Origin of the sequence: Streptomyces sp. NBC_00310, from assembly GCF_036208085.1 — a bacterium.
Lineage (GTDB): Bacteria > Actinomycetota > Actinomycetes > Streptomycetales > Streptomycetaceae > Streptomyces.
On record NZ_CP130714.1, the window covers coordinates 3,466,641 to 3,491,365 of the forward strand.

General features: G+C 71.9%; 23 protein-coding genes and 1 tRNA gene. 14 read left to right on the top strand and 10 right to left on the bottom strand.

Features of this window, described 5'->3' with window-relative positions; all coding sequences use genetic code 11:
- Nucleotides 1-10 precede the first annotated feature (10 nt).
- Nucleotides 11-523, top strand: a complete 513-nt coding sequence (locus OG202_RS15205; RefSeq protein ID WP_328222908.1) for a GNAT family N-acetyltransferase — start codon at nt 11-13, stop codon at nt 521-523.
- Here the strand turns inward: OG202_RS15205 and OG202_RS15210 are convergent.
- Nucleotides 498-2,684, bottom strand: a complete 2,187-nt coding sequence (locus tag OG202_RS15210) for an MDR family MFS transporter (RefSeq protein WP_405961395.1) — start codon at nt 2,682-2,684, stop codon at nt 498-500. The genes OG202_RS15205 and OG202_RS15210 overlap by 26 nt on opposite strands.
- A 212-nt stretch (nt 2,685-2,896) precedes the next feature.
- Nucleotides 2,897-3,580 (bottom strand): hypothetical protein, encoded by a 684-nt coding sequence (locus OG202_RS15215; RefSeq protein ID WP_328222909.1) that lies wholly within the window; start codon nt 3,578-3,580, stop codon nt 2,897-2,899.
- A gap of 13 nt (nt 3,581-3,593) precedes the next feature.
- Between OG202_RS15215 and OG202_RS15220 the strand changes: the two genes are divergently transcribed.
- Nucleotides 3,594-4,358 (top strand): peptidoglycan-binding domain-containing protein, encoded by a 765-nt coding sequence (locus OG202_RS15220; protein WP_328222910.1) that lies wholly within the window; start codon nt 3,594-3,596, stop codon nt 4,356-4,358.
- A 129-nt stretch (nt 4,359-4,487) separates the two neighbouring features.
- Nucleotides 4,488-4,808 (top strand): antibiotic biosynthesis monooxygenase family protein, encoded by a 321-nt coding sequence (locus OG202_RS15225; RefSeq protein WP_326583154.1) that lies wholly within the window; start codon nt 4,488-4,490, stop codon nt 4,806-4,808.
- Between the two features lie 337 nt (nt 4,809-5,145).
- On the opposite strand, the gene OG202_RS15230 is transcribed toward OG202_RS15225, so the two are convergent.
- Nucleotides 5,146-5,520 carry a winged helix-turn-helix transcriptional regulator gene (locus OG202_RS15230; protein WP_328222911.1) on the bottom strand — a complete coding sequence of 125 codons (375 nt, stop codon included), beginning with the start codon at nt 5,518-5,520 and terminating at the stop codon, nt 5,146-5,148.
- A gap of 70 nt (nt 5,521-5,590) precedes the next feature.
- On the opposite strand from OG202_RS15230, the gene OG202_RS15235 reads away from it, so the two are divergent.
- Nucleotides 5,591-6,511 carry an NAD(P)-dependent oxidoreductase gene (locus OG202_RS15235; RefSeq protein ID WP_328222912.1) on the top strand — a complete coding sequence of 307 codons (921 nt, stop codon included), beginning with the start codon at nt 5,591-5,593 and terminating at the stop codon, nt 6,509-6,511.
- 184 nt (nt 6,512-6,695) lie between these two features.
- Here OG202_RS15235 and OG202_RS15240 read toward each other — a convergent pair whose 3' ends face one another.
- Nucleotides 6,696-7,364, bottom strand: a complete 669-nt coding sequence (locus OG202_RS15240; protein ID WP_328222913.1) for an HAD family hydrolase — start codon at nt 7,362-7,364, stop codon at nt 6,696-6,698.
- 165 nt (nt 7,365-7,529) lie between these two features.
- Complete coding sequence (locus OG202_RS15245; protein WP_328222914.1) at nt 7,530-8,117, bottom strand: TMEM165/GDT1 family protein; 588 nt, start codon at nt 8,115-8,117, stop codon at nt 7,530-7,532.
- A gap of 631 nt (nt 8,118-8,748) precedes the next feature.
- Between OG202_RS15245 and OG202_RS15250 the strand changes: the two genes are divergently transcribed.
- From OG202_RS15250 to OG202_RS15270, 5 genes are all read left to right on the top strand, one after another.
- Nucleotides 8,749-9,393 carry an HNH endonuclease family protein gene (locus tag OG202_RS15250; RefSeq protein ID WP_326583149.1) on the top strand — a complete coding sequence of 215 codons (645 nt, stop codon included), beginning with the start codon at nt 8,749-8,751 and terminating at the stop codon, nt 9,391-9,393.
- A gap of 86 nt (nt 9,394-9,479) precedes the next feature.
- Entirely contained in the window at nt 9,480-11,129 is a 1,650-nt protein-coding gene (locus tag OG202_RS15255) for an alkaline phosphatase D family protein (RefSeq protein WP_328222915.1), read from the top strand.
- A gap of 572 nt (nt 11,130-11,701) precedes the next feature.
- A complete protein-coding gene (locus tag OG202_RS15260) occupies nt 11,702-13,699 on the top strand; it encodes an FAD/NAD(P)-binding protein (RefSeq protein ID WP_328222916.1) in 1,998 nt (665 codons plus the stop codon).
- 86 nt (nt 13,700-13,785) lie between these two features.
- Nucleotides 13,786-14,241 carry a DoxX family protein gene (locus OG202_RS15265; RefSeq protein ID WP_328222917.1) on the top strand — a complete coding sequence of 152 codons (456 nt, stop codon included), beginning with the start codon at nt 13,786-13,788 and terminating at the stop codon, nt 14,239-14,241.
- 275 nt (nt 14,242-14,516) lie between these two features.
- On the top strand, nt 14,517-15,128 hold the full coding sequence (locus OG202_RS15270) for a DedA family protein (RefSeq protein WP_326583145.1): 612 nt from the start codon (nt 14,517-14,519) through the stop codon (nt 15,126-15,128).
- A gap of 205 nt (nt 15,129-15,333) precedes the next feature.
- Here OG202_RS15270 and OG202_RS15275 read toward each other — a convergent pair whose 3' ends face one another.
- Nucleotides 15,334-15,561 carry a DUF2277 domain-containing protein gene (locus OG202_RS15275; protein ID WP_326583144.1) on the bottom strand — a complete coding sequence of 76 codons (228 nt, stop codon included), beginning with the start codon at nt 15,559-15,561 and terminating at the stop codon, nt 15,334-15,336.
- A 186-nt stretch (nt 15,562-15,747) separates the two neighbouring features.
- Here OG202_RS15275 and OG202_RS15280 point away from each other — a divergent pair, with 186 nt between their 5' ends.
- Nucleotides 15,748-16,674, top strand: coding sequence for a ketopantoate reductase family protein (locus OG202_RS15280; protein ID WP_328222918.1), 927 nt, complete (start codon nt 15,748-15,750; stop codon nt 16,672-16,674).
- A 409-nt stretch (nt 16,675-17,083) separates the two neighbouring features.
- Here the strand turns inward: OG202_RS15280 and OG202_RS15285 are convergent, their stop codons facing one another.
- Nucleotides 17,084-18,010, bottom strand: a complete 927-nt coding sequence (locus OG202_RS15285) for a LysR family transcriptional regulator (RefSeq protein ID WP_326583142.1) — start codon at nt 18,008-18,010, stop codon at nt 17,084-17,086.
- Between the two features lie 145 nt (nt 18,011-18,155).
- Here OG202_RS15285 and OG202_RS15290 point away from each other — a divergent pair, with 145 nt between their 5' ends.
- Nucleotides 18,156-18,482, top strand: a complete 327-nt coding sequence (locus OG202_RS15290; RefSeq protein WP_326583141.1) for a hypothetical protein — start codon at nt 18,156-18,158, stop codon at nt 18,480-18,482.
- A gap of 63 nt (nt 18,483-18,545) precedes the next feature.
- On the opposite strand, the gene OG202_RS15295 is transcribed toward OG202_RS15290, so the two are convergent.
- A tRNA-Val gene (locus OG202_RS15295) sits at nt 18,546-18,617 on the bottom strand.
- A gap of 374 nt (nt 18,618-18,991) precedes the next feature.
- On the opposite strand from OG202_RS15295, the gene OG202_RS15300 reads away from it, so the two are divergent.
- The 3 genes from OG202_RS15300 to OG202_RS15310 all read left to right on the top strand — a co-directional run bounded on the left by OG202_RS15300 (nt 18,992) and on the right by OG202_RS15310 (nt 22,155).
- Nucleotides 18,992-19,702 carry a DUF4097 family beta strand repeat-containing protein gene (locus OG202_RS15300; RefSeq protein ID WP_328222919.1) on the top strand — a complete coding sequence of 237 codons (711 nt, stop codon included), beginning with the start codon at nt 18,992-18,994 and terminating at the stop codon, nt 19,700-19,702.
- Nucleotides 19,703-20,149: 447 nt separating this feature from the next.
- Complete coding sequence (locus OG202_RS15305) at nt 20,150-21,418, top strand: hypothetical protein (protein WP_326583139.1); 1,269 nt, start codon at nt 20,150-20,152, stop codon at nt 21,416-21,418.
- A gap of 92 nt (nt 21,419-21,510) precedes the next feature.
- On the top strand, nt 21,511-22,155 hold the full coding sequence (locus OG202_RS15310) for a DUF4383 domain-containing protein (RefSeq protein ID WP_326583138.1): 645 nt from the start codon (nt 21,511-21,513) through the stop codon (nt 22,153-22,155).
- Nucleotides 22,156-22,183: 28 nt separating this feature from the next.
- Here the strand turns inward: OG202_RS15310 and OG202_RS15315 are convergent, their stop codons facing one another.
- Both OG202_RS15315 and OG202_RS15320 read right to left on the bottom strand, forming a co-directional pair.
- Nucleotides 22,184-23,326: an amidase domain-containing protein gene (locus OG202_RS15315; RefSeq protein ID WP_328222920.1), complete on the bottom strand. Its 1,143-nt coding sequence runs from the start codon at nt 23,324-23,326 to the stop codon at nt 22,184-22,186.
- A gap of 106 nt (nt 23,327-23,432) precedes the next feature.
- Entirely contained in the window at nt 23,433-24,719 is a 1,287-nt protein-coding gene (locus OG202_RS15320; RefSeq protein WP_326583136.1) for a hypothetical protein, read from the bottom strand.
- Nucleotides 24,720-24,725: the final 6 nt, after the last annotated feature.

Genomic DNA, 24,725 nt, shown 5'->3' on the forward strand with positions numbered 1-24,725 from the left:
AATGACCGGCATGACCCGCATGACGACCACCTGGTCCGTGGAGGACGAGCCCCACGACTCCCCCGTCGCCGCCGCGCTCTGGCGGGCGTACTACACGGAGGTCAGCGACCGCTGGTATCTGCTGCACGAGGGGCGCGTCACGGACCCGGACGAGTTGGAGCGCGAGGTCGCGGCGGACACCGGGGCGTACCTGTCACCGCCGGACGGGGTGCTCCTGGTGGCCCGGTACGGGGGCGAACCGGTGGGCACGGCGGGGGTACGGCTGACGGACGCCGCGACGGCCGAGCTGAAGCGGGTCTTCCTGCTGGCGGAGGCACGCGGCAAGGGCGGAGCCGCCCTCCTCGTCAAGGCCGCCGAGGACGCCGCCCGCGCCCTCGGCGCCGAACGGATCGTCCTCGACACCCGGGGCGACCTGGTGGAGGCCCGCGCGCTCTACGCCCGGCTCGGCTACGAGGAGAGCCCCCCGCACAACGACCACGAGTACGCGGACCACTGGTTCACGAAGAGACTGACGTGGACGTAGGAGCCGCAGGGGGCGTGGGCGGCGTACCGGAGGTCGTCGTGGTCGTCGGCCGTCGGGTGATCGCTCCCTCGTGGTGCGGGCGTTCCGCGTCCGAGCCGCAGAGTTCGGCGTTGAGTTCCTCGACGAGGCGGACGAGGTCGGTGGGGCGGTCGGGGCCCCACCAGTCGCCGAGGAGTTCGGCGAGGGAGTCCTCGCGGGCCTTGGAGAGCCGCTCGGCCGCCACCTGGCCGCTGTCGGTGAGGACGAGGTCGATGCCGTCGCGGCGGGCGAGGCGGCGCTCCTCGACCTGCCGGGTCGCCGCCATGATCACGTCGAGCGGGACGGCGCTGCGTTCCGCGAGCACGGCGGGCTCGGCCCAGCCGTACCGCCGGATCCGCAGCAGCAGCCAGCTCGCGGCGGGCAACAGGTCGTAGCCGGCCCGTGCGGTGATCTTCCGGTAGATCTCGCGGCGGCCCTCCCGGGACCCGAGCACCGACAGCGCCCGGCACACCTCGTCGTACGACGACCGCTCGACGGGGTTGCTGGCGAGCGTCTCCGTGGCATCCGGCGCCGTCACGGACGCCCGCAGCCGGTCCTCGCGCAGGAACAGGGCGAGGACGAACCCGACGACGGCGACGGGGGCCGCGTAGACGAAGACGTCGGTGATGGAGGAGGCGTAGGCGTCGAGGACGGAGGGGCGCAGCGCGGCCGGGAGCTCGGCGATCTCGCGCGGGTCGGCCTTGAGCCCGTCCACGCTGACGCCGGACGGCAGCGAGGCCCCGTCGAGGGCGTCGGTGAGCTTGTCGCCGAGGTGCCCGGCGAAGACCGTACCGAAGACCGCCACCCCGAACGAGGCGCCGATGGACCGGAAGAAGGTCGCGCCGGAGGTGGCGACGCCGAGGTCCTCGTACGAGACGGCGTTCTGCACGACGAGGACGAGGACCTGCATGACGAGGCCGAGCCCGAGCCCGAAGACGAAGAGGTACGCGCTCATCTCGCCGTCACCGCTGTCCGCGTCGAGCTGGTGCAGGAGCAGCAGGCCGAGCGTGGTGACGGCCGTGCCGACGACGGGGAACACCTTCCAGCGGCCCGTGCGGCTGACGATCTGCCCGGAGACCGTCGAGGACAGCAGCAGCCCGAACACCATCGGCAGCATGTGCACACCCGACATGGTCGGCGACACACCGTGCACGACCTGCAGGAACGTCGGCAGGTAGGTCATCGCGCCGAACATCGCGAAGCCGACGACGAAGCTGATCACAGCGGAGAGGGTGAAGGTACGGACACGGAACAGCTTGAGGGGCAGGACGGGTTCGGCGGCCCGCCGCTCGACGGCCACGAACACGACGACGAGCAGGACGGCCAGGGCGGAGAGGCCGATGATCTGCGGCGAGGTCCAGTCCCAGGTGGTGCCGCCGAGGGAGGCGACCAGGACCAGACAGGTGGCCACGGAGGCGATGAGGAAGGTGCCGAGGTAGTCGATGACGTGCCGCTCGGCCTTGCGCGGGATGCGCAGCACGGCGGCGATGACGAGCAACGCCACCGCTCCCACCGGCAGGTTGACGTAGAACACCCAACGCCAGCTCAGATGCTCGGTGAACAGCCCGCCGAGCAGCGGCCCGAGCACGCTCGTCGCACCGAAGACCGCGCCGAAGAGCCCCTGGTAGCGCCCGCGTTCACGCGGCGGGACGAGATCCCCGACGATCGCCATCGACAGCACCATCAGCCCGCCGCCACCGAGCCCCTGCAGGGCCCGGAACCCGATCAACTGGGGCATGTTCTGTGCCATTCCACACAGCGCCGACCCGATGAGAAAGATCACGATCGCCGTCTGGAACAGCCTCTTCCGGCCGTACTGGTCGCCGAGCTTGCCCCACAGCGGGGTCGCCGCCGTCGCGGCCAGCATGTACGCCGTGACCACCCACGACAGGTGCTCCAGCCCGCCGAGGTCGCTCACGATCGTCGGCAGCGCCGTCGACACGATGGTCTGATCGAGTGCCGCCAGCAGCATTCCCAGCAGCAGGGCCCCGATGGAGACCATCACGCCACCGGGCACACCTTCGGCGACGGGCACGCCGTGCCCGCGGGGGCCGGGCGGGGGCGTGCGTCCGGCGGTGTCGTCGGCGGTGTTCGCGGCCTCGTCGCCGCCGTCGGCGGTGGCGTGGTCGATGTCGTCGGTCATGCAGACCTCCCGAGCTCCCGAGGGTCTCGTACAGCGTCCCCAGTGTCCTCTTCTTCCGCGTCCACTACATCGTGGTGGGTGTGACCGGTTATGGCCTGTCGAGGCGATCCGGAACCCGTGATTCCCGGGGCGCCTGGGAGATTCTGTGTCGATCGTTTGCTTAAACTCTGGAGTCTTCACGGGGAGGAACGACACGTGAGTGAACCGACCAGTCACATATGCCCGGAATGCTCCACACCCCGGGCCTCGGACGGCACGCCGTCCTGCGCGTGCGGCCGCCGCGCGTCCGAGGCCCTTCTCGAAGCCCGTACGGCCGAGGCGGCGGCCGCAGAGGACTTCGACCCCCTCCGGATACGCCCGTACGTGGAGCTGGGCGACGAGAACGACGGGCCCCTCGAAAGCCCCCGGCGCCCCGGAACCCCCGGCGGCGACGCAGCCCTGACGACGCGGCAGGAGCGGGTGGAGCACGGGCCGGGCGGAACTGGGCCGAGTGGGTCGGGTTCCCCCTTGCCGGGGCCCGACCCGACGTCGACGATCGCCATGCCGGTGACCACGGCGGCGACCGCGGCGGCGACCCCGACCGGGCCGGACGTGGCGGACGTGCGGCTGTTCGACCAGAGGGACGGAGAGCCCGGCGGGGGCGGACCCGACGCGTCGCACACGACGAGCGCGTCGAGCGTCTCCTCGACCCAGGCACTGTTCCCGACCCCGCCGTCACCCTCGCCGTACGCGTCGTCCTCGCCGTACGCGTCGCCCTCGTCACCCTTCTCGGCACGCCCACCCTTCTCGGGCCCGGCGAGCCCTTCGGCTCCGGTGGCGCCCTCATCCCCCTCTTCGGCATCGTCATCCCGGCCGGGCCCGGCCGGCCCGACGCCATGGCCGGCGTCGGGGGCCACGTCGACGGCTCCCGTGCCCTTCGCATCCGATGCCTCCGCCGGCCCCGACCGCCCCGACGGCCCTTCCCCGCACTCCCTCTCCCTCTCCCCCTCCCCCGCCTCGCCGTCCGCGGGGCGCCCCGGGCGTCGACGCCGTCGCCGTACGGGACTGATCGCCACCCTCGCCGGGACGGCCGCCGCGGGGGTGATGGCCGCCGCCGGACTCGCGAGCGGACTCTTCTCGTACGACGCCCCCGAGCGGGACCGCGCGCTGCCGGACGACCTGCGGGCGAGCGCGCCGGACACGTCGCCCGACGGGGAGGCGTCGCCGGTGGAACCGCCGGCGGAGGGCGGGGGCGGGGCGCCCGCACCGGCGCCGCCGGGCGGCGGGGCCGCGTCGCCGAGCCCCACGAAGAGCCCCTCCCCTTCCCCTTCGCCGTCGCAGCCGTCGGGCTCGCCGTCGGCGTCCGCCTCGGCGAGCCCGACGCAGAGCGCGCCCAGCGCCGGCGCCGCCGGCGGCTCGTCGGCCGCCGGCGCGGACGACTCGGACGACAGCCGGCTGGTGGTGCCCCAGACGCTCCGCGTCGGCGACGACGACCCCGAGGTGACCGAACTCCAGCTCCGGCTCAACCAGTTGGGCCTCTACAACGGCGACATCGACCAGAACTACGACAGCCAGGTCGAACAGGCCGTCCTCTTCTACCAGAGCAGCCGTGGGATCACGAAGGACAAGGAAGAGCCGGGCGTCTACGGCCTGGTGACCCGGGAGCGGCTGGAGTCCGAGACGAAGGAGCCGTGACCGGCGGGGCGGCGGGAGCGACTGGACGGCGGCGATAGGAGCACGGGGGCGGCAGGGCCGAAGGGGGCCGAGTTCGGCCGACGGGAGTCGGGCGGTGCCCCTTCGTCCCGCGTGATGCAGGATGAAGCCATGAGTATCGTCAAGATCAACGTCCTCACGGTTCCCGCTGAGCAGCGTGAGGTGCTGGAGAAGCGGTTCGCCTCCCGCGCCGGGGTGGTCGAGAGCTCGGACGGCTTCGAGTGGTTCGAGCTGCTGCGCCCCGTCGACGGCACCGACAACTACCTCGTCTACACCCGCTGGCGCGACGAGGACGCCTTCCAGGCGTGGATGGAGGGCCCCATGAAGCAGGCCCACCAGGGCGGCGGCGACCGCCCCAGGCCCGCCGCCTCCGACTCGACCGTCTGGACCTTCGAGGTCCTCCAGCAGACGGGCCCGAAGAACGAGGCCTGACGCCGCCGCCCCACACGGCTCACTCGAGCCATCGCCATCGCCATCGCCCCCGTCCAGCAACTGCGCCGGCGCAGTTGCTGGACGGGGGCGAACCGGCATCAGGACGAGGGACGCCAGGCTCTCGTCGGGAAGTCGCCCGCCGAAGGAACGACCTGAAGGAACGACCCGGAGGAACGACCCGGCCGATGCTCCCTCGTTCCCCATAAGTACCCACCTTTTTGTGGGTACTTGGCGGAAGGCGGCCGTCGGGCGACCCTTGTGGTGAGGGAGCGGCCGAAAGGTCGCGTGACACCGATCAGGGGACGGAAGACGGACACGATGACGATGATGTGACGGTTCAGGAGGCGGACCGGGACGCGACCTCGGCCTCGCCCTCGACTCCGGTGAGCGTCTCCAGGCGTCGGTGCCCCCAGTCCGACAAGGGCCCCAGCGCCGAGGAGAGTTCACGGCCGAACGGGGTCAAGGAGTACACGGTCTTCAGCGGCAGCACGTCGTGCACCTCCCGGTGCACGAGCCCGTCGGTCTCCATCTCGCGGAGTGCCTGGGTCAGCACCTTCTCGCTGAGGCCCGGCAGCAGCCGGCGCAGCTCACCCGGACGGTACGGACCGGACTCCAGCAGCCAGAGCAGCGACGTCTTCCACTTTCCCTCGATCACGGCGATCGCCGCGGTGACCCCACAGACATTCGGGTCCTGGGCACGCTCGCGCGTCATTCTCGCTCCCCCTCGCCCCATTCGTCGCGCATCGACGAACCGACCAACTTCCCACAGGAGTCACCGAGTCATGCCCGCACACACCGAAGAGCCCACCACTGCCGCCGGCACAGCCACTCCCGCTCCCACCGTCACCGTACTCGGCCTGGGTCCGATGGGCCGGGCCCTCGCCGGCGCCTTCCTGGACGCCGGGCTGCGGACCACGGTCTGGAACCGTACGCCGGGCCGGGACGGGGAACTGCTCGCGCGGGGCGCCGTCGGCGCCGGGTCGGCCGAGGAGGCGGTGGCGGCGAGCACGCTGACCGTCGTCTGCGTGGTCAACTACGACGCCTCGGACGCGGTACTGCGCGGCCCGGAGGTCGCCGGGGCGCTCAAGGGCCGCACGGTGGTCAACCTGACCGCCGACACCCCGGACCGGGCCCGCTCCACCGCCGCGTGGGCGGCCGAGCACGGCGTCGACTACCTCGACGGGGCGATCATGACGCCGACGCCGACCATCGGCACCCCGGACGGCGTCTTCCTCTACAGCGGCTCCGAGGACCTCTACCGCGCCCACCGGCCCGTGCTGGGCGCGTTGGGCGGCACCCACACCCACCTCGGCGAGGACATCGGCCGGGCGGCGACTTTCGACATCGCGCTGCTCGACCTCTTCTGGACCTCGATCGCCGGCTACACCCATGCCCTGGCGCTGGCCCGGGCGGAGGGTGTCACCGCGCGGGAGCTGACCCCGTTCGCCCAGGGGATCGCCGCGATCCTCCCGCCGCTCTTCGAGGAGGGCGCGAAAGAGGTCGACAGCGGTCGGCACTCCGGCGAGGGCAACCCGCTCACCTCGGCCGTGTCGACCATGGCCCACGTCGTCCAGGTGTCCGAGTCCCACGGCATCGACGCGAGTGTCATGCGTGCGGCCGAAGGCTTCGCCCGCCGCGCCATCGCCCTGGGCCACGGCACCGACGGCTTCACGAGGCTGACGGACGTCCTCGACCGCCGTTAGGCGGGCGGCGATCCCGATGCGGGGCCGATGCCCGCCACCCCCGACGGCCGCCACCCCGACGGCCGCCGACCGGCGGTCCCGGAGGGGTGGCGGGGCACCGGCCCCGCCGCCCGCCGTCTCACCGCCCGCGGTCTCCCCTTCAGCCGTCTCCCCTTCAGCCGTCTCCCCTTCAGCCGTCTCCCCGTCAGCCGTTCACGTGCAGCCGGATCGTCCCGTCGTCGGCCACCTCGACCCGCACCGCCGTCAGGTCGGGCACCACCACGTCCGGACCGTGGGACCGCGCCCGCTCCCCGACCCCCACGACCCGCATCCCCGCGGCGCGTCCGGCCTCGATCCCCGCCCCGGAGTCCTCGAAGACGACGCAGTCCTCGGGGGCGATGCCCAGTTCGGCGGCCCCCTTCAGGAAACCCTCGGGGTCCGGCTTGCTCGCGCCGACCGACTCGGCGGTGACGCGCACCTCGGGCAGCGCCAGCCCGGCCGCGCCCATCCGTGCCGTGGAGAGCGCGACGTCCGCCGAGGTCACCAGGGCGTGCGGCACACCGCCGTCGACGAGGGACGCGAGGAACTCGGGTGCGCCGGGTATCGGGACGACGCCGTCCACGTCGGCGGTCTCCTCGGCCAGCATCCGCACGTTGTCCGCGAGGTTCTGCTCCATGGGGCGTTCGGGCAGCAGGACGGCCATCGTGGCGTACCCCTGGCGGCCGTGCACCACCTTCATGATCTCGGCGCCGTCCAGCCCGTGCCGCTCGGCCCAGCGCCGCCAGACGCGTTCGACGGCGGCGTCCGAGTTGACGAGGGTGCCGTCCATGTCCAGCAGGAGGGCGCGGGCGGTCAGAACGGTGGTGGCCGTCATCAGCAGCTCCAAGGCACGACAAAAAAAGGGGGGCCATAGCCGTCAGACCCGGCGAGGCGCCCCGGAAGGAACAAGGCGGCCCCGCCCACCGGTCAGGGAATGCGGGCGGGAGCCACTTTGTTCCTCTACGGTACAAAACAAACGGGGGCGCCGCCACCCCCTCACTCATCCCGCCACGGCCTCCCACAGACTCCACACACCGAGCCCCACCATCAGCACGGCGGCGACCTGCGTGATCAGCTTCAGTGGCACCCGCTTCATCAGCGCCTTGCCGCCGACGATGCCGAGCCCGGCCACGGCCCACAGCGCGAGGACCGCCCCGAGACCGACGGAGAGCGGATCGTCGTACCGGGCCGCGAGGTTCGCCGTCATGATCTGCGTGAGATCCCCGAACTCGGCGACCAGGATGAGCATGAAACCCGCCCCCGAGACCTTCCAGAAGCTCTGGTTCTCGGGCCGCCGGACCTCCGCGGCTCCCTCGGCCCCGCCCTTCGTCCTCAGCAGCACCGCCGCGCCACCCAGGAAGAGCACGCCCGTCAGCGCGTGCACGACCTGCTGCGGCAGCAGGGTGAGGACGCTGCCCGCCGCCACCGCGAGCGTGACGTGGACGGCGAACGCGGCGGCGACACCGGCGAAGACGTACGAGGCGCGGTAACGGGTGCCGAGGACGAGACCGGCGAGCGCGGTCTTGTCGGGGAGTTCGGCGAGGAAGACGACGCCGAAGACGAGCGCCGTGACGCTGAAGCTGATCAAGGTTCCTCAATCGGTCGGGCCACCCCACCGAGAGAAATCATCCGCTGACGCGACACCTCGGCACGGCAGCACACGGTCCGTCCGCGCCGGACGGCACGGACGATGCACTGCTTGCCGAAGGTCTCGCTGGCCGGTCCTGCTCAACAGGACCCGCCTCCGGGCGCCGGCTCAGACGAGCTGAGCAGTATGTCGACGGTCCGGCGAAGAGCTACTCCCCTTCTGCGCGGTCCATGGTACGCGGGGCGCGTCAGGGGTGGGGATGCCGGGCTGTCCGCCGGGCTGTCCGCCGGGTGCGGGTCGGGTGAGGGCCGGTCGCGGTTCCCCGTGCCCCTTGGCGGGACGGGTCCCGCCCGGGGTCCTTCAGGGGGCGCGGGGAACCGCGCGAGCATGGCCGCTCCGACGTGAGGACGTGCGTCCGTCCGACGGTCCGAACCACCCGCGCCCGCACCCCGGTCCCGGCCGCCCTCCCCCCGGAGGCACCACCGCCCGTGCCTGTGAATCACGACCGCAACCCTTGTCGTGTCATGCGCACGTCACTAGCTTCTCACCAGACGCACATCCGCCGGTAACACCGCGACGCGACCCTTCAATCGCTCGCACCCCAACGCCCCCGGCTCCACAAGGAGTTCACATGCGCAGGTTCTACGCGCGTCGACGAGTCAGCATACTCGCGGCGCTCAGCGGATTGATAGCCTCCGTGGCACTCTTCAGCGCCCCCACCGCCTCCGCCGCGCTGCCCACCCCGGTCAGCGCCTCCACCGCCCGCTCCTACCTCGCCACCCTCACCGTGACGACCGAGGACCGCACAGGGTACAACCGGGACCTGTTCAACCACTGGATCACCATCAGCGGCACCTGCAACACGCGCGAGACGGTCCTCAAGCGCGACGGTACGAACGTCGTCACCAGCTCCGCCTGCGCCGCGACCAGCGGCTCCTGGTACTCCCCGTACGACGGCGCCACCTGGACCGCCGCCTCCGACCTGGACATCGACCACCTGGTGCCGCTGGCCGAGGCCTGGGACTCCGGCGCCGACAGCTGGACCAGCACCCAGCGCCAGAACTTCGCCAACGACCTGACCCGCCCGCAGCTCATCGCCGTCACGGACAACGTGAACCAGTCGAAGAGCGACCAGGACCCCGCCGAGTGGATGCCCTCGGTCACGTCCTACCGCTGCACGTACGTCCGCGCCTGGGTCCAGGTGAAGTACTACTACGACCTCTCCGTCGACTCCGCGGAGAAGAGCGCCCTCACCAGCTACCTGGCGAACTGCTGAACCCTGTCGAACAAAATGGCCCGGAACCTCCCCGTTCCCCTCCGTCGTTCCGTACCGTACGGGGCGACGGAGGAGAGTGATCGCTGATGGCGGGGCTTCGCCTGGGACCACTGCTGAGATATGTGGACGGCTCGTCCGCGACCGTATGGGTCGAGGCGAGCCGTCCATGCGTCGCCGAAGTGCGCTGCGCCGGCGGCGGGCGCGGCGAGGCCCGCACCTTCCAGATCGCCGGCCACCACTACGCGCTGGTCCCGGTGACGGGTCTCGCGCCGGGCACGGCCTCGGCGTACGAGGTGCTCCTCGACGGCACACCCGTGTGGCCGCCGCCCGAGTCCCCTTTCCCGCCCTCCGAGATCCGCACCCCCGCCGAGGGCGACACCGTCCGGGTCGCCTTCGGCTCCTGCCGATGGGCCGCGCCGCCCGCGGGTGAGCCGGACCCGGTGGGCCCGGACGCCCTGGACACCCTGGCGGACCGCCTGGCCACCGAACCGGGCACCGAGCGTCCCGACGTACTCCTCCTCCTGGGCGACCAGGTCTACGCGGACGAGACCTCCAAGGCCACCGGCCGCTGGCTCGCCGCCCGCCGGAACCTGGCGGACCCGCCGGGCGACCAGGTGGCGGACTACGAGGAGTACACCCACCTCTACTACGAGTCCTGGCTCGACCCCGAGATCCGCTGGCTGCTCTCCACCGTCCCCAGCTGCATGATCTTCGACGATCACGACGTCGTCGACGACTGGAACACCAGCGAGGCCTGGCTCGCCGACATGCGGGCCACCCCCTGGTGGCGCGAGCGGATCCTGAGCGGCCTGATGTCGTACTGGGTGTACCAGCACCTCGGCAACCTCTCCCCCGCCGAGCTGGCCGCCGACCCGGTCCACGCCGCCGTACGCGCCACCCCGGACGGTACGGACGCGCTGCGTGCCCACGCCGCCGAGGCCGACCGGGAGCCGGCCTCGGTCCGCTGGAGCTACCGGCGGGACTTCGGGCGCGTGCGGGTCCTGATGCTCGACAGCCGGGCCGCGCGCGTCCTGGAGGAGGGGAACCGCTCCATGCTGAACCCCGGCGAGGCGCGGTGGCTGCGCGACCAGGCACTGGACACGCCCGGCTCGTACGACCATCTCCTCATCGGCACCTCCCTGCCCTGGCTGCTGCCCCACCTCGTGCACGACGCCGAGTCCTGGAGTGCGGCCCTGTGCCGGGGCGAGCGCGGGGACCGCTGGGCGCGGTTCGGGGAGAAGCTGCGCCAGGGCGCCGATCTGGAGCACTGGGCGGCCTTCCCCGACTCCTTCGAGTCCCTGACCCGGCTGATCGCCGAGGCGGGCTCGGGCGCCGACGCCCCGGCGACCGTCCTCGTGCTCTCCGGGGACGTGCACCACGCGTACGTCGCCGAACCGTCCTGGCCGGAGCCCGGCGGTCCCGACGCCCGGGTCCTCCAGCTCACCTGCTCCCCCGTGCACAACTCCATCCCGCTGTCGATAAAGCTCGGCTTCCGCTTCGGGTGGAGCGGGACGGGGCGGGCGCTCGGCCGGTGGTTCGGGCGGCACGGGCGGGGTGCGCGGCCGTCGATCGACTGGCGCAGGACGGACGGCCCCTGGTTCGGCAACCACCTCATGACGCTGACGCTGCACGGCCGTTCGGCGCGGCTGCGACTGGACCGCGCGCGGGCCCGGCGGGGCAGCAGGGCACGGCTGGAAACACGGTCGGATTCGGCACTCACCGTTCCTGTGGACTGAGCAGGAGTGGGTCCTGTTCGGCCGCGCGCCCCGAACGGTCTTGGGCGAGCTGGTCCCCGGTGTACTCGACCCGGGGGCGGCGACACGCATCCTGTGCGTGGTCCGGGCCCGGGAGGCCCCCGCGGCCGGAGGCCGCTGATGAACCAGCCCTGCGCGACCTGGCCATATGGGTACGGCCAGAGGCGACGGGGAGGCCCTGAACCATCCTCTGGTGGAGCAGGGGCCCCGCACGCCGACGCCGTACCCGGTGTCCCAGGTCGCACGACCACGTCAGCCCGATCAGCCCAGGGCACCGCAAGCTCACAAGTGGACGATCACACGAGCGAGCTAATTCGACCTCGTGCGCACTCTGCGGCAAGCAGCTACCACCCCTAATCCACCGATTGCGCACGGTTGTTGCCCCTGTTGTCCGAGATGCTCGTGAGGCATGCCACACCTGGCGCGCCTGATGGGTCCCTGGGCTCTGTTCCCGTGGTGTACGGCGGCATGATGAGGCGGACCGTCCGCTTCCCGGCGGGCGGTCCGCCGCACCGCGCCCCACGATGCGCCCCACACGCACGGGAGTTACCCCCTTGCCGGACATTCCAGGTTTCTCAGGGATCAGTGACATCGGCGTCGCCCTGGTCGGCGCCGGCCCGCGCGGCACCAGCGTCCTGGAACGCCTCTGCGCCTCCGCGCCCGAACTGCTCCGCCCCCGCACCCGTCTGACCGTCCACGTCATCGACCCCGCGCCGCCGGGCCCGGGCCAGGTCTGGCGCACCACCCAGTCCCCCCACCTGCTGATGAACACGGTGGCCTCCCAGGTCACCCTCTTCACCGACGACAGCGTGGACTGCTCGGGCCCGATACGCCCGGGCCCGAGCCTGTACGAGTGGGCGGCCGGCGCGGCGGGAGGGCGGGACGCGGCGGACGGGTGGGGCGGGTTGGGGCCGGACGATTATCCGACGCGGGCCCGGTACGGCCACTATCTGGAGTGGGTGTTCGCCGAGGTGGTGCGCGGCGCGCCACCCGAGATCCGGGTCGAGGTCCACGACACCCGCGCGGTCCGCCTCGACGACGGCCCCGACGGCGGTCAGCGGCTCACGCTCGCCAGCGGCCGCGTCCTCACCGGCCTCGCCGCCGTGGTCCTCACCCAGGGCCACCTCCCCACCGTCCCGGACCGGGCGGAACGGGACCTGGCCGGGTACGCCGCCCGCCACGGCCTGCGTCACTTCCCGCCCGCCAACCCGGCCGACCTCGACCTCTCCCCCGTCGCCCCGGGCGAACCCGTCCTCCTGCGCGGCCTCGGTCTCAACTTCTTCGACCACATGGCCCTGCTGACGACCGGCCGGGGCGGCCTGTTCGTACACGACGCCGAGGGCGGCCTGCGGTACGAGCCCTCCGGCCGCGAACCCCGCCTGTACGCCGGGTCCCGGCGCGGCATCCCGTACCAGGCGCGCGGCGACAACGCCAAGGGCCCCTACGGCCGCCACACCCCGCTCGTCCTGACCCCCGAGGTCATCGCGGGCTTCCGCAAGCGCGCGGACTCCGGTGAGGCGCCCGACTTCCTGGCGGACATATGGCCGTTGATGGCAAAAGAGGTCGAAACGGTCTACTACGAGGCGGTGTTGGGGGCATCGGCGCACTCGGCCTCGACGACGTGTCGCGACTCCCGCAGCGGTCTTCGCGACCACGCCCCCGCCTCCTTCCGCGACCTGTTCCTCGCCGCGCCCCACCGCTCCCCCCAAGAGGGCGCCGTTCTCGACGAGTTCGGGATCGCGGAGGGGGACCGGTGGTCGTGGGACCGGGTGTCGCGGCCGTACGCGGGACGGGAGTTCACGGACGCGGAGGACTGGCGGGGCTGGCTGCTGGGGTATCTGCGCGAGGACGCGGCGCAGGCCGCGCTCGGGAACGTCGACGGGCCGGTGAAGGCGGCCCTGGACGTGCTGCGGGACCTGCGGAACGAGCTGCGGCTGATCGTGGACCACGGCGGGCTGGCGGGCGGGTCGCGCCGGGAACATCTGGACCGCTGGTACACACCGCTGAACGCGTTCCTGTCGATCGGTCCGCCCCGCAGCCGGATCGAGGAGATGACCGCGCTCATCGAGGCGGGCGTGCTGACCGTACTCGGCCCGCGCCTCGACGTACGGCCGGAGGAGGGGGCCTGGCTGGCCCACTCGCCCGACGTGCCGGGGTCGGCGGTCCGGGTGACGACGGTGGTCGAGGCCCGTCTGCCGGAGCCGGACCTGCGCAGAACCGCCGACGACCTGCTCGCCGACCTGCTGGCGACGGGAGGGTGCCGCCCGCACCGGGCGGACGGGTACGAGACGGGCGGGCTGGACGTGACCCCTCGCCCCTACCACCTGATAGACCGTCAAGGTGTGGCGCACCCACGGCGGTTCGCGTTCGGCGTCCCCACGGAGGGCGTGCACTGGGTGACGGCGGCGGGCGCCCGGCCGGGGGTGGATTCGGTCACACTTTCGGACGCGGACGCCGTGGCGCGAGCGGCTCTACGTGCGACGACACCCGCGAGAACTCCCCGAACGCAGGTAAAGAGCTGGCCAGATGTTGAACTTGCAAGCATCGATTAGGACTGCCTACCTTGGGTGACTCGTCGGTAATAACCGTCCCCACCGGTCCCACAAGGACCGGGTCACTACCGAAGGAGTCCCCCACCATGACCGGACGCCTCAACAGCGCCCAGCCATACGCCCTCGGACTGTTCCGCATCGTCATCGGCCTGCTCTTCACCTGCCACGGCTCTCAGAGCCTCTTCGGCGTCCTGGGCGGCGCGGACGGACAGGGCGCCACCGTCTCCGCCGGCGCCTGGCCCAACTGGTACGCGGCCGTCATCGAACTCGTCGGCGGCGCCCTGGTCCTTCTCGGCCTCGGCACCCGCTTCGCGGCGTTCATCGCCTCGGGCGCGATGGCCTACGCGTACTTCAAGGTCCACCAGCCGCAGGCCCTGTGGCCGGTCGAGAACGGCGGCGAGGGCGCGGCCCTCTACTGCTGGGCCATGTTCCTCCTGATCTTCACCGGCTCCGGCGCGCTCGGCCTCGACCAGCTCTTCGCCAAGCGCCAGGCCACGTCCTCGGACAAGACCGACAGGAGCAAGGCCCCCGTGGCGGCCTGACCTCCCCGGTCACCGCTTCGCACACACGGGCCGCCGGGGGCACCACTCGCCTCCGGCGGCCTCGGCCGCTCTCCCGCCTGTCCCCCCAGCCCCCTCATACGCCGTTCCCGCACCGCTGTCGCCGAACTGGCACCGAACCGTCCGAGCGAACTGTCCGAATGAACACGGTGTGACAGACACATGAGCCCCTGCGGGCCGTCTGTCATACCCGGGGCGTACGCTGTTCGGCTGTCACGGGTCACCGTGCCGTCGGGGGAAAAACAGGAGAGTGCTCGGTGCTTGAGAGTCTGGGTTGGCTGGCCGCCGGCCCATGGATCTACGCCGTCGTGGGCGTGTCCATCGTGTTGGACGTGTTCCTCCCGGTCCTCCCGAGCGGTGTCCTGGTCGTCGCGGTGGCCACGGCGGCCGCGGCCGAGACGGCGGCCGGCGCGATGGCCCGCGAGGTGCCCGACATCCTGGTGCTGATGCTCTCGGCGGCGACCGCGTCCGTGCTCGGTGACCTGGTGGCGTACCGACTGGCCTGGCGGGGCAGTGCCCGACTCGACCGCGCCATCGCCCGCTCCCGGCGCCTGACGACCGCGCAGGAACGTCTCGGCGCCGCGCTCGCAGGGGGTGGCGGCCTCCTGGTCGTCGTCGCCCGCTTCGCCCCCGCCGGCCGCTCCGTCGTCTCCCTCGGCGCCGGCGCCGCCCGCCACCGGGCCCGCGACTTCCTCCCCTGGTCCGCCGTCGCCGGACTCGCCTGGGCCGCCTACAGCGTCGCCCTCGGCTACTTCGGCGCGCAGTGGCTCGGCCCCACCTGGATCGCGACCGCCGTCTCCTTGGCAGCCCTCTTCGGCGCGGGCGCGGCCGCGGCGTACTTCATGCGCCGCCCCCGCGTCGGCGACTGACCTCCGGCCGCGGAAGAAGTGGTTGTTCGCCGCCCCTGAAAAGCACAGGGCGCAGCCCCTGCTTTTCAGGGGCGCGGGGAACTGCGCGACCAGCCCCCACCGGACCCGCGCACACTCACGCACCCAGGCCCCCAAGCTCCCTCGGGGTCGAAGGGGCAGCGCCCCTGGAGTATGGGGACGGGTAGGGGCGGCGGGGGCGAAGAACCTATCCGGCCCGCCGCGGAGCGCCCCGCACCTCCAAGCCGTCCAGCAACTCCGCCGTGGCCGCCGCGATCTCGTCCACCGCGCGGTCGAAGACCTCGCGATTGTGGGCGGCGGGCGCACGAAAGCCGGAGACCTTGCGGACGTACTGCAGGGCGGCGGCACGGATGTCGTCCTCGGTGGCCTCTTCGGGGAGGACGGGCGGTCGAAGAGTCTTGATACTGCGGCACATGCACCCAGTCTCCCGCGGAGGCCCGCACAACCCCAGGCCGTAGGGCGGCAGCTCACCACACCTCCCAAGCACATCCCAAGCACCTCCTTGGGTATCAGCAAGTTTCCCCGAGGATTGACTCCACCCTCCACCCCTTGTGATCATCACCGAGGCCGGCTCGACCCGCCCGGCAGAAACGAGGGGACCATGACGAAGGAACGGCTCACGGTGGCGGTGCTGGGCCCCGGCGGCGTGGGCGGACTGCTCGCCGCACTGCTGGCCCGCGCCGGGAACCGGGTGATCTGCCTGGCCGGAGAGCGGACCGCGCAGACCCTGGAGAAGGACGGCGTCCAGGTGAGGAGCGCCCGCTTCGGGGACTTCACCGCCCGCGTGGAGCCCGCGACCGAGCTCCGCGAACCGGTCGACGCGGCCCTGATCACGGTCAAGCACACCACCCTGGCGACCGCCCTGGACCGGCTCCCGGCGACGGCACTGGGCGCCGAGGCCCTGGTCGTTCCGTTCCTGAACGGCGTCGAGCACCCGGCACGCCTTCGCGCCCACTACGGCGACGCCGTCCCCGTCGCCCCCGCCGCCATCCGCGTCGAGTCGACCCGCATCGCCCCGGGCGTCATCGAGCACGGCGGCCCCCTCGCCGAGGTCGACCTGACCGGCGACACCGTCCCGCGCGATCGCCTCAACTCCCTTGCCGGAGCCCTGGAATGGTCCGGCGTGGGCGCCCGCGTGCTGCCGGACGAGACGGCCGTACTGTGGGCGAAGATGTCGTTCCTGGCCCCGTTCGCCCTGCTGACGACCCGTCACGGTCTGCCCCTCGGCGAGATCCGCACACACCACCGCGAGGAGCTGACCGCCCTGGTGGAGGAGACGGCGGCGGTCAGTACGGCCTGCGGCGCCCCCGTGGACCCGGCCGAGACCCTCCGCCGCTACGACACCTTCCCACCCACCACCAAGTCCTCCATGCAACGCGACGCCGAGGCCGGCCGGCCCCTCGAACTCGACGCGATCGGCGGGGCGTTGCTCCGCGCGGCCGACCGGCACGGCGTAGGGGCGCCCGTGGCGACCAAGGTGGTGGAGGAACTGCGGACGGCGGCGGAAGCGCGGACGGCGAGCCACTGATCCGGGAGAGGAGCCCTTACGGTCGGCCACCGGCCCGGCGGTGGGCCACAGAGGGCGGTTCCACAGACGGTGGGCCACCGAGCCGGTGAAGGCACCGCGGGCGGCGGACCCCCGATCCGGCGGCGGAACCACGGGTCGGCAGGCCACCGGGCCGACCGACGCACTCCACGCCACAGGCCTCCGAGCCGGCCACCCGGCCCCGGCATGGCCGGCCGACCGGCCTCGCCCGGCCCGGGTTGTGGAACGCCGAGGACTTCGGTGACGGCTGCTGCCGCGAACCCGCCCGGCCCGGCACCTGGGACCGGCAGCCCGGCCCACCCACGCCCCCAGCCCAACTCCCCACCCGGCTGCCCGGCTTCACCCCTCGACCACCCGCACCCCGCCCAACTCCCCACCCGGCTGCCCGGCTTCACCCCTCGACCGCCCGCACCCCGCCCCCCACCCGCACCGCGTGCCGGGCCACCGTGTCGGCGAAGGCGCGGGCCGGGGGTGACAGCGCCTCCCAGCGTCGTACGGCCCAGCCGACGGTGAGCGGGGGCAGGTCGGGGACCGGGACGAAGCGCAGCCCGGGGTGGCCCGGGCCGGTCCAGCCCGGGAGCGCGGGGACCACGGCGTGACCGACGCCGAGTTCGGTGAGGAGGATCGCGGTGTCCCAGTCGGCGACACCGGCACCGGAGGAGCTGACGGAGATGCCCAACTCGCGGTAGGCGGCGCCGAGATGGGCGTACGAGGTGGAGTTCTCCGGCAGCCCGATGAGCCGCATCCCGTCCAGCTCCCGGCCCTCCACCCGCTCCCGTCCGGCGAGTTCGTCGTCGGCGCGGACGGCGAGCACCCAGGGCAGCTCCGCCACGGCCCGCTGCTCGATGCCACGGACGGCGGGCCCGAGGGTCACCCACGACAGGTCGAGATCCCGGGACGGATCGGCCAGCGCGTCGCAGCACCCGGCGCTCGACCGTACGGTCTGGAACTCCAGGCCCACGTCCGGGTAGGCACGCCGGAAGTCGACGATGCCCTGCGCCATGAAGTGCCGCACGGTCGTGCCGCCTGTGGCGATCCGTACGACACCGCCGTCGCCCCGCACCATCTCGGCCAGCCGGCGCAGCGCGAGGTCCAGCCCGGTGATGCCCTCGGCCGCCGCCTCCTGGAGCACCCGCCCGGCCCGGGTGGGCACGACCCCGCGGGCCTGGCGCTCGACCAGCCCGACGCCGACCTCCCGCTCCAGCCGCCGTACGTGCTGGCTCACCGCCGACTGGGTGCAGCCCAGCTCACGGGCCACCGCACTGAGGCTCCCGGCCCGGCACACGGCGACGAAGACACGGAGATCGTCGAGAGTCATGGCCCGACGATACCCAAGGTTGAGCTTGGGTGATGAGGCCACCCTCAAGCCCTTCCTCAAGGGCATCCACCCGTTCGGATGAACCCGGGCCCGAAGTGACAGAAGGAACTCGCATCCCAAAATCGAACAGGCGTACCATTGCCGCGTGGCTAAGACCTATGACTTCCCCAGTGACCTCCTCGCCGGTCAGGAGGAGCTGCATCAGGTCCGGGCCGAGCTCCTGGCACTGCTGAAGCGGCTGCCCTGGTCGGTCGAGCCCCTGGACGGTTTCAGTGACGACAACGGCTGGCGGAAGGTCGAGCGCCCCGCCTCGCCGGGCTGGACGCCCGACGAGCAGGCCGAGGTGGAGAAGCTCCGCGAGCGCGAGCGGGAACTGGCGGTGTTCGTGAGCTGCCACCGCTTCTGGGCCGAGGTCGCCGCCGAGGAGAAGGTGGAGGCCCGCACCCGCCTGAAGCACGCCCACGGTTCCTGAGATGCGCAGGACCCCGGACACGCGAAAGACCCCGGCCGTGATCGGCCGGGGTCTTCGTCCCGGTGGGCATGGACGGTTTCGAACCGCCGACATCCTGCTTGTAAGGCAGGCGCTCTACCCCTGAGCTACACGCCCGAGTACGAGTCGACAGCCTACATCGCCCGAGGGCATGCCCCGCAAACGCGCATTCGGCCCGCGCCCGGGCCGTCCCGGGGGTTATCCCCACCTCTGATCCGGGAGCCGCCCGGATCCCCCCCGAACTCCCCCGCTCCGTACGGTCGAAGGACAGCGAAGGCAGCGAAGGACGGCCGGCGAAGGACAGTCGGTGCAGGACAGTCGGTGCAGGACAGTCCGGGACGACGGAAGACCGGCCCCAGGGGGAGATCGTCATGACACGCACGGCACGCACGGCACGCACGGTTGGCACAGCACGCACGGTTCGTACGGTTCGTACGGCTCGCAGGTCGCGCGCGGGAGCGGTGGCCGTCGCCGGCCTCGCCGTTGTGCTCATGGCATCCGTCGCCGCGTGCGGGGCGGACGCCGGGGAGGACCGGGACCCGGAGCACCGGAGCTTCGCTCTTGAGGGCCGGACGCTCACGGTCGACTCGGACGACTCCGCGCTCGAACTGGTCGCGGCGGACGTGGACGAGGTCGAGGTGACCCGGTGGTTCGAGGGGCGGGTCATGGTCGGCGGGAATCCGCGGGTGACCTGGGAGATGAAGGACGACCGGCTGAAGCTGCGGGTGGAGTGCTCGGGCATGGTCGCCGACTGCGCGGCCAAGCACCGGATCGAGGTGCCGCGCGGAGTCGCCGTCGCCGTGCGGAGCGACGACGGGAGTGTGACCGCGAAGGGCCTTGCGGAGCCGCTGGAGGTCCGGTCCGCCGACGGTGCCGTGCGGGTCAGCGACTCCACCGGGCCCCTGGAGCTGCACACCGACGACGGTTCGGTGCGTGCGCTCGGTGTCGAGTCGCGGAGCGTCAAGGTGAGCACGAAGGACGGTTCGGTCAAGCTCGAACTCGGCGTCGTACCGGACCTGGTGGAGTCCCGCAGCGACGACGGCTCGATCAGTATCGGGCTGCCGCGCGACACGTCGTACCGGGTCGAGACCGGGAGCGACGACGGTTCCGTGGATGTCTCGGTGCCCCGTGACGAGGACAGCTCCCATGTGGTGACCGCCCACACCGAGGACGGATCGGTGAAGGTGCGGACCACGGACTGAGAGCCGTCGGGGAAGCTCGAACCGATCGACCCGTGTTTTCGTCCTTGACCGGTGGGAGAATGGCACCGGTCAGGGTGGATGACAGCACGGGAGAGGGATGTGACGGCGACACCTGCAGAGCCGCACTCGCCGATTGTGCCGAGCGCACAACAACCCCACAGCCGTGCACCACGACCAGCACCCGCACCCCCGCCACTGCCCGCGGCCGACCCCAGGCCGCGTTCGACGGACAGCCCTGCGCCGCAGCAGTCGGGGTCGGGAAGCCCCGTAGCGCGGCAACCCGGTACCCACGCGCCGCGGCCCCGAAGCCACGCGCCGCAGCCCCGGAACCCCGCGCCGCAGCCCCCGAGCCACACGGCGCAGCCCCCCGGAGCCCGGCGTCCCCTTCGGCGCTCGGCCGGTCGGGACGCCGTCGTCCTCCTCGCTCTTCCCCTCCTCGCCGCGCTCGTGCTGCCCGCGGCCTTCGCCGGGGGCGGGACGCGACGGTGGTTCGGGGGCCGCGCGGAGGGGCAGCGGGCCGAGGCGCAGGCGGCGAAGGACGCCGCCGCCGCGGCGTTCTACGAGCTGGACACCGCGCAGCGGGATCTGCGGATCTCGATAGAGACGATCACGGCGGTGGACGACTCCCCGGGCGCCCGCCGGGCGGTCTCCGGCTTCGAGGCGCTGGGGCGGCGGATCGACGAGGCCAGCAGCCAGTACATCGACGCCGTCGACGCCCATGACCTGGACCGGGACGACCTGGAGGCGTCCGCGGCTTCCCGGGCCCGGACCGAGCTGACCGCGGCCAAGGACGAGCTGGGGCGGGTCAAGCAGGAGCTGGACCGGTTCGCCCAGGGCCTCGGGCCGCTGCTCGGCAAGGCCGAGACCCAGCTGGCCCGGCTGGCCCCGGCGGTGGAGCGTGCCCGGCAGGGCCTGCTCGCCGCCTCCAACGCCCTGGACGCCGTACGGGGTTCGGGGCTGAAGGCCGACGACCTCGCCGCCCGGCTCGCGGCCCTCGCGCCCGAGCTGACCAAACTCAATCAGGGCGCGGGACAGCACGGCGTACCGGAGACGCTGGAGCGGGCCGACCGGGTCGTGCGCGAGGCGGAGGCGGTACGGGCGGAGGCCGAGCGGCTGCCGGAGAAGGCCGCCGAGATCGACCACCGGCTGGTGTCGCTGCGCACCCGCGCGGAGGCGCTGGGCACCCGGGCGGGGCAGGTGCCGCAGGTGCTGAGCGAGCTGCGGCGGCGGTTCGTGGCGGCCTGCTGGCAGGACCTCCAGCAGGTGCCGGACCAGGCCGCCCAGGACGTCGAGCAGGCCCAGCTGAAGCTGCGCGAGGCGCGGGCCGCGCGGGACGCCCAGCGCTGGCCGGACGCGACGTCGCTGCTGTCGACGGTACGGGCGCTGCTGAACCACACCGACGAGGAGGTCTCCGCGGCCGGTGACCGGCTGCGGCGGCTGAACGCCGTGCAGAAGGACCCCCAGCAGGAGATCGACCGGACCCGGTTCGCCATCCGGGACGCCCAGCGCCTCGCGATGACCGGCCGTTCCACCCCCGATCCGCGCCACGCCCGACCGCTGGACGACTCCGTCGGCCGGCTGGACCGCGCGATCGCCACGCTGGAGGGCCGCCACCCCGACTACTGGCACTTCCTGACCGAGACCGAGGCAGTCCGGCAGAACGTGGCCCGGGTCGTCGATCTGATCCGCAAGGAGCGCGGGGCGGGCAGTACCTGAGGCGCCCGAGGCCACTGGGTTGCCCGTCGGAGCCCCCCGGCGGATGCTGAAGGGGTACGCAGTCCTCCGCTCACACCCGATGGGAGGCGGACATGGCCACGCATGCCACGCACACGGTGCGTCCGAAGGGCCGGCACGCGGGTCCCCGGCGGCGGATCAGGATCGACGAGCACCTGCCCGTCGACCACCGCCTCAGCAGGGTCTACCGGGTCGGGGCGGGCCTGATGGGCCTGTTCCTGCTGGTCTTCGGCATCCTGGGCCTCATCGACAAGGTGGGCTGGTTCGACACGAACGGCGACGAGGTCGTGGGGCTGAACACCAACGGCACGCTGAGCGTTCTGTCGATCGCCGTGGGGCTGCTGCTGCTCGTCGGGATGGTGATCGGCGGCAACGTCGCCTCCACGCTGAACATGACGCTGGGCGTCCTGTTCATCCTGAGCGGCTTCGCGAACATGGCGCTGCTGGACACCGACTCCAACTTCCTGGCGTTCCGCATCCAGAACGTCCTCTTCAGCTTTGTCGTCGGCATCCTGCTGATGACGTTCGGGATGTACGGCAGGGTCGGCACCGCGCTGCCGCACGACAACCCGTACTGGCGGGCCCGCCACCCGGAGGAGGCGGACCGCGAGGTGCGGCGCAGGGCCGGTGTGGGGATGGCGAAGCTGGAACGGGCCGACGCCCTCCCCGAACCGGAGTCCGGAGCGGAATCCGGGTCGGACGGGAAGGGCGCCGGCTGACACCTGGTCGGGCCCGGGGGCCCGGGGCTCAGGTGCGGTACGCGTAGTAGTTCGCGGTCGGGTACGAGGCGATGATGCTCGCGACCGAACGGCGGTACGTGTCCGCGTCGTGGTACGTCAGGTACGGGACGCCGCTGGAGCTGCGGTAGGTCGTCATCATGGAGTGGTCCTTGGACCCGTCCGCGTTGAAGTCGACCTGCAGCACGTCGCCGATGTCCATCTGGTAGACGTTCGCGAGCGCGGTGGTCCGCTTGGCGGTCTGGGTGAACCAGGACCACTCGTTGACGCCGATCCAGGCGTCGGCCGTACCGTTCGACGCGTAGTACCAGGTGTCGTACTCCTCGGGCGTGACCGTGGAGATCTGCTTCCAGCCGCCCGCCAGGAGGCCCTGGCTGAGGTAGTTGGTGCAGTCGCCGCCCGCCGCGTTGTACTTGCGGTACGCCGAGTTGTAGTTCTTCCAGTACTTCTCGGTGTACGTCGCCATCGCGTTGTAGTTGTAGGCGCCGCCCGTGAGCGTCTTCGGCTTGGCCACCGGGTTGCGGGTGGTGGCCGCCTTGGGGGCGCTGATGATCGCCATCGGCGTACGGCTCAGCTTGGCGTCCGCCGCCGGTGCCACCGGCTCGTTGATACGGGGCGCGCCGCCGTCCGTGGAACGCATGGCGGTCAGCTGCCACGTGCCACCGGCCTGGGCGGTGAAGGTGAGCACGTGGTGCGCCTCGAAGCCCGTGGAGGCGGGCTCGTCGCCGCGTATCTTCTTGTACTTGAGGGTCGTGGTCTCGGTGACCTTGACCGTGGCCTTCTGGCCCTTGACCTTGGCGCTGTCGACGGTGACCTTGGTGTCGGCCGAGGTATAGGCCTCACCCAGGTCGGCCAGGCGGGACTTGGTGCCGCGCAGGGCGGTCAGCTTGCCGTCCTCGGCCTTCTTCTGGCCGGAGGACAGCTTCACTCCGCCGGTGGGCTTCAGCGACTTGCGGGCGGCCTTGCCGCCGAGCAGGACGACCGTGCGGTCGGTGAGCACGTTGTCCGCGACGCGGCCGAAGGCGTCCTTGGTCGCGCTCGTGACCTTGGGCGTCGAGGCGGCGGCGTGCGCGCCGGTGACAGGCAGCAGCGCGGAGGCCAGCACGGCCGCCGTGAGGGTCGAGCCTGCGAGGCTCAACGTCCTTGATCTCACTGGGATTCTCCTTGACCCCGGGTTGGTCTTACCCGGGAGCGAATCTTTACATGACCTCCTCAAGTGAAGTGAGGCCGGGGGGCATAACAAGTGGGCAACTGTGCGTTTATTTCACGACCGTCGCCCAGTCGTCCGGCGCCTGGGCGGGATCGAGTCCGCGCAGGTTCGCCAGGGTCTCCGGGGTCTGGACGTCCATCCAGTCGGCCAGTTCGTCGAAGGACACGCACTTCACGTCCTTCTTCACGCACACGGTCTTGATGACCTCGTCGACGGCGTTCATGTAGATGCCGCCGTTCCACTGCTCGAAGTGGTTGCCTATGAGCAGGGGTGCCCGGCTGCCGTAGTACACGCGGTTGAAGCCGGCCATGTAGGTGTCGATGGTCTCCTGCTGCCAGGTCGGGTACATGGCCGGATCACCCTCGGTCTGGCCCTCCGACTGGTTGTAGAGGAAGTTGAAGTCCATCGACAGCGCCTGGTACTCGTCGTTGAACGGGAGCATCTGCAGCGGGAAGTCCCAGATGCCGTTCTTCTTGCCGGGCCACACCTGGAAGGCGCCCGGGGAGCTGGCGTCGTAGCGGTAGCCGAAGTCCTTGACGGCCTTCAGGAGGTTGCCCTGGCCCTCCAGGCAGGGGGCGCGGCCTCCCTTGATGGCGTCGACGCTGAAGGGCAGCGGGTCGAGGTCGGTGTCGCCGGTGTTGGTCTTCCAGTTCGCGACGAAGGAGTTGAACTCCTTGATCTCCTGCTTCCACTCCGCGACGCTCCAGTCGTTGCCGCCCTTCTCGCCGCAGAAGTGGCCGTTGAAGTGGGTGCCTATCTCGTTGCCCTCCTTCCACGCCTTGCCGAGCTGTTCCAGGGTGGTGCGGACGTGTTCGTCGGTGGGGTAGCTGATCGCGGCGGCGCCCTTGTCGTGCTGGGGCGGGTCGTAGAGGTCCCGCTTCTCCTTGGGCAGCAGGTAGATGCCGGTGAGGAAGAACGTCATGTGGGCGTCGTACTTCTTCGCCATCTCCCGGTAGTGCTGGAAGAGGTTGTCGTCGCCGGCGAGCGCGCCGTCCCAGGAGAAGACGACGAACTGCGGCGGCTTCTCGCCCTTCTTGAGCGGTACGGCCTTCAGCCGCCCCTTCTGCGGGCCGGTGTAGGAGGTGGAGCCGTCCCCGATGACCTTGGTCTTCCCGTCCCACCGGGGCGCCGAGTTCTTCGTGGACCCCTTGTTGCCGCTGCCGGCCGACGACGCGGTCGGCGCGGTGTCGGTCGCACGGTTCAGCACCATGTAGCCGCCGACCAGCGAGGCGACGACGAGGAGGGCGGCCAGGGTCAGGAACTGCGGGCGGGTGGTGCGGCGCGGCGCACGGGCTTTGCGACGGCGGCCCTTGTGCGGCTTGCTGCCAGGGTTCATGTACGG